Annotated in this window: 2 protein-coding genes and 1 pseudogene; all 3 read left to right on the top strand. The window is 67.2% G+C overall.

Going from position 1 to position 4,014, the window contains the following annotated elements:
- Positions 1-1,721 (top strand): annotated as a pseudogene (locus NZN28_RS13925) (hypothetical protein); the annotation flags it as partial.
- A gap of 153 nt (positions 1,722-1,874) precedes the next feature.
- Positions 1,875-2,837, top strand: coding sequence for a hypothetical protein (locus tag NZN28_RS13920; protein ID WP_295399156.1), 963 nt, complete (start codon positions 1,875-1,877; stop codon positions 2,835-2,837).
- A 211-nt stretch (positions 2,838-3,048) separates the two neighbouring features.
- On the top strand, positions 3,049-4,014 hold a 966-nt coding region (locus tag NZN28_RS13915; protein ID WP_295399154.1), incomplete at its 3' end, for a phosphoglycerate mutase.

Raw genomic sequence — 4,014 nt, 5'->3', positions numbered from 1 at the left:
TTTCGCCCACTACCGTTGCGGTCAGCGCCAACCCCACCCGCACCCCCCTATCCCTCCAGGTGTCGGCCAGCACCCCCACCGGCAGCCATGCCCTCCAGCTCAGGGCGGTCTCGGGTTCCATCCAGCAGAGTGCCAACTTCAGCCTGGTGGTGCCCACCCCCGGCTTGCAGCTCAGCCTGGGGCAGAGCCTCCTGGGCCTGACCCGCGGCGAGGCGGTCGCCTCCACCCTGACCCTCACCCCCCAGGGCGGCTTCAACGCCCCGGTGAACCTGGTGCTGGAGCGGCAGGACGGCACCCCGGCCCCGGCCAGCCTGAGCCTCAGCCCCCCAACGGTGGCGGTCTCGGGGAATGCGCCGATCTCAATTAACCTGACCCTCGCCAGCACCGCCGGCACCCCCACCGGTGGGCCCCTGGCCCTGCGCATCCGGGCGGCGGGGGGAGGGCTGAGCCCCACCTGTGGCAGCCACTGTGCCAACTTCGACCTGTACGTGGGGGCCAAGGGGGAGCTGGATGCCTCCTTCGGCACCGGGGGGAAGGTGACCACGAATATCTTCGGCTCGAGCTTTGACCAAGCCCACGCCCTGATCCTCCAGCCCGACGGCAAGCTGGTGGCGGCTGGGACTAGCGAGAACACCGCAGGCAACTCCGACTTCGCCCTGGTGCGCTACAACCCCGATGGCACCCTGGACCCCTCCTTCGGCAGCGGAGGCAAGGTGACCACGGCGGTGGGCTCGAGCTTTGACCAAGCCTCGGCCCTGGTCCTCCAGCCCGACGGCAAGCTGGTGGCGGCGGGGTATATCCAGAACGCTGCTAACAACGTCGACTTCGCCCTGGTGCGCTATAACCCCAACGGCAGCCTGGACCCCTCGTTCGGCACCGGGGGCAAGGTGACCACGGATTTGGGCTCGAGATTTGACGAAGCCAACGCCCTGGTCCTCCAGCCCGACGGCAGGCTGGTGGCGGCGGGACGGAGCCTGGGCGCCGCGGTCTACGACTACGTCGCCCTGTTGCGCTACAACCCCAACGGCAGCCTGGACCCCTCCTTCGGCACCGGGGGCAAGGTGACCACGGCGGTGGGCTCGAGCTCTGACGAAGCCTACGCCCTCGTCCTCCAGCCCGACGGCAAGCTGGTGGCGGCGGGGATGAGCTTGAACACTGCTATAGACTCCGACTTCGCCCTGGTGCGGTACAACCCGGATGGCACCCTGGACACCTCCTTCGGCACCGGGGGCAAAGTGAGAACCTCGTTGAACTTTGCCTTGAATCTTCCGAACGCCCTCGTCCTCCAGCCCGACGGCAAGCTGGTGGCGGCGGGGCGGATCGCGGGCTTCGCGGGCAACTTCGACTTCGCCCTGGTGCGCTACAACCCTGATGGCAGCCTGGATAACTCCTTTGGCACCGGGGGCAAAGTGACCACGGCGGTGAGCTCGAGCGATGACATAACCTACGCCCTCGTCCTCCAGCCCGATGGCAAGCTGGTGGCGGCGGGACGGAGCCTTGTCGCCGCAGGTAGTAACCTTGGCTTCGCCCTGGTGCGCTACAACCCCAACGGCAGCCTGGACCCCTCCTTCGGCACGGGGGGTAAGGTGACCACGGATTTGGGCTTGGACTTTGACGAAGCCTTTGCCCTGGTCCTCCAGTCCGACGGCAAGCTGGTGGCGGCGGGGTATAGCCAGAACGCTGCTAACAAGTTCGACTTCGCCCTGGTGCGCTACCACTAAGCGTATCCCTCCGTGGCCGAAGCCCCGCCCAAGGGCGGGGTTTTCCTTTGAGACGGTGGTGTAACGCCGGGTTTCTATTCTGCTGGCAATTGCCCAGCTTTCTGCCTTTTACCCCGCGACCGGCATGGGCGAAGACTTCCCCAAGGAGACCCCATGAAACCTTTGACCTGGACCATCTTTAGCCTGCTCATCGCCGCCCTGTGTGCCTGTGGCCGCACGGCCAGCAACCCCGTCAACCCCGGCCCCGGTACGCCCAACCCGCCCGGCAACCCCGGTGGGCTTGGCTTCAAGACGGCCTCGCTGCTGCCCGAACAGCTCAAGGATTTGGAGCAGGAGGTCTCGCCCCTGCTGGTGGAGCTAATCGAGCTGGCCCGCAGCCTGAGCCGGAACAACAGCACCCTTACCGGCACCCTCACGCAGACCGGCAACACCTTTACCTACAGCGCCACCCCCACCAACCGCCTGCGGGTGGTCTGGAGCGACGGGGTGGTCTACGAGTTCGCCGTCGCGCAGTTCCAGGGCAACCTTAGCAACGGGGCTGGGGCTTTCTACAAGGGCAACCACCTGCTCCAGTACACCGCCACGCTCGACCCCGATGGCGAGATGGGCCCGGTGAACCTGAGCCTGCGCTCGCAGCGCCAGGGGAGCAACCTGAGCGTAAGCCTGGGCGGCAGCGCCACCTTCGAAGGCCAGCCCCACACCCTGAACCTGAGCTACGCCCAGGTGGTGCTCTCCGACTTTGGCCCCGGCTCCATCGAGTTCCGCCACCAGGACACCCTGCAGGGCAGCCTGAGCGGCCCCGGCTTCCAGGTGCAGGTGAACGAGACCTACGACTTCCGCCTGGTGGGCTCGAATAGCCTGGTGATGCAGACCATCCGCACCCTGAACAACGCCTGGAGCGAGGGGGGCCAGTCCTTCCGGTTGCAAAACGGCCTCATCAAGCGGGTCTTCCGCGATGGCAACCCCATCGAACCCGACTTCTGGACGGCCTCGGGCGACCTGCTGCGCGGCGGGGTGCGGGTGGGAGGGTTGGGGCAGCAGTTGGTGGGGAACACCCTCGAGCAGTTCCTGGACACCCCTGCTGGGCGGGTGCGGCTGGGGGCTTTCCGCTTCTGACGCCCGTCGCTCCCGGAAGCCGACATGAACGCGGTTCCGGCGGAAGGCCCTGACGAACCGGCAGGAACGCTCGCCTTGCGCGGCAGCGCGTCACAACGGCTCCGACACCCCGGCGCTTGGCGCTCTGTTCGCCCTAAGATTTCGCCGACCCCAGGCGGGCACAAGGGAGCTTGCTGCCCAAACCCGGCTTTTACATCGGTAGAATGGGCGTATGGACATGCTCTCTATCGTCGCCGAGCTATCCCAACCAACCCCTTCCAAGATTCTGCTGGTCGTGCTGGACGGTGTGGGCGGGCTGCCACAAACCCCCGGCGGCCCCACCGAGCTGGCCGCCGCGCACACCCCCCACCTCGACGCGCTGGCCCGGCAGAGTGCTCTGGGGCTTTTGACCCCGGTGTATCCGGGCCTGGCCCCCGGCTCCGGCCCCGGCCACCTGGCGCTTTTTGGCTACGACCCCTTCCGCTACCTGGTGGGGCGCGGGGCGCTCTCGGCCATCGGCATCGGGGCCGACTTTCAGGACGGCGACGTGGGGGTGCGGGGCAACTTTGCCACGCTGGACAAGAACGGGCTGGTGGTAGACCGCCGGGCGGGCCGGCCCAGCGACGCCGAGAACCGGCGGGTGGTGGGGCGGCTCGAGGCCGCCATCTCCGAAATTGAGGGTGTGCGCGTGCGCTTCTACACCGAGTCCGAGCACCGTTTTGTGGTGATTTTGCGGGGGGCGGGCCTAGGCGAAAAGGTGAGCGACACCGACCCCCAGAAAACCGGCGTGGCCCCCCTCCCTTCGCACCCCCACGATGCAACCGACGCCGCCAGCGCCAAAACCGCCCGCATACTCAACGCCCTCACCGCCCGCATCCGGGAAGTGCTGCAAGACGAGCCGCAGATCAACGGCGCGCTCTTCCGGGGCATCTCCGAGAAGCCCCGCTTCCCCAGCATGGCCGAGGTCTACAAGGTGCGCCCGGCCTGCGTGGCCAGCTATCCCATGTACAAGGGCGTGGCCAGCCTGGTGGGCATGGACGTGCTGCCCGTCGAGGGGGCCGAAGACGCCCCGGAGGGCAAGCTCAGGGCCCTGCAAGCGCACTGGAACCAATACGACTTCTTCTATTTGCACTTCAAGAAAACCGACAGCACCGGCGAGGACGGCAACTTCGAGGCCAAGGCCCACAAGGTGGAGGCC

It is taken from the genome of Meiothermus sp., assembly GCF_025056915.1.
Classification (GTDB): Bacteria; Deinococcota; Deinococci; order Deinococcales; family Thermaceae; genus Meiothermus.
The sequence above is the reverse complement of the archived record's forward strand: the minus strand, read 5'-3'. Positions and strand labels throughout refer to the sequence as shown.

Excerpts from the sequence above, each read along its gene's own strand:
- NZN28_RS13920 (WP_295399156.1), top strand. The coding sequence starts at position 1,875 with ATGAAACCTTTGACCTGGACCATCTTTAGCCTGCTCATCGCCGCCCTG.